This window comes from Acetobacter musti (assembly GCF_011516835.1).
Taxonomy (GTDB): Bacteria; Pseudomonadota; Alphaproteobacteria; order Acetobacterales; family Acetobacteraceae; genus Acetobacter; species Acetobacter musti.
In genome coordinates this window covers 1-745 of record NZ_WOTB01000119.1, presented here as the reverse complement: position 1 = coordinate 745, position 745 = coordinate 1, and the positions used below count along the sequence as shown (strand labels likewise).

Sequence of the window (745 nt, the reverse complement as noted above, 5' to 3'; positions counted from 1 at the left end):
TGGAGGGTTCTAAAAACCCCCTGGTTTTGAGGTCTTCTGTATGATTCTATTTCTTCTGCGTTGATTGAGGGAATGGCGATATGAAGCAGTCTGGTTTCTTTGATGTTGAAGAGCGTCTTGCCCGGCTGAGTGGGCTTGGCGATCAGCTCGAAGCGTTTTCCCGGACTGTGGATTTTGAAGCGTTCCGTCCTGATCTGGACAAGGCCCTGGCGTATTCCGATGGAAGCAAGGGCGGACGACCGCCATTTGATCCTGTGCTGATGTTCAAGATCCTGGTGATCCAGACGCTCAACAATTTGTCTGATGAGCGGACGGAATATCTGATCAACGATCGCCTCTCCTTTATGCGTTTCCTTGGGCTGGGACTTTCAGATCGGGTGCCGGATGCCAAAACGGTCTGGCTGTTTCGCGAGCGTCTGACCCAGGCGGGTGCGATCGATGGGCTGTTCAACCGCTTTGATGCGACCCTGCGTAACGCCGGGTATTTGCCGATGTCAGGCCAGATCCTGGATGCCACGCTGGTAGCGGCTCCGAAGCAGCGGAACACCAATGCAGAGAAAGCGGATCTGCGAGCAGGCCGTATTCCTGAAGACTGGCAGGACAAACCCGCAAAGCTGTCGCACAAGGATCGTCATGCGCGCTGGACACTGAAGTTCACGAAGGCGAAGCGGCAGGATGATGGAACCATGCCATCCAGCGATCTCGCCATCCCGTTCTTTGGCTATAAATCGCATGTTTCCATCGA

Annotated in this window: 1 protein-coding gene; it reads left to right on the top strand. The window is 54.5% G+C overall.

The genetic code is table 11. The features are described from left to right. Positions 1-80: 80 nt before the first annotated feature. On the top strand, positions 81-745 hold a 665-nt coding region (locus GOB93_RS21005; RefSeq protein WP_173585280.1), incomplete at its 3' end, for a transposase.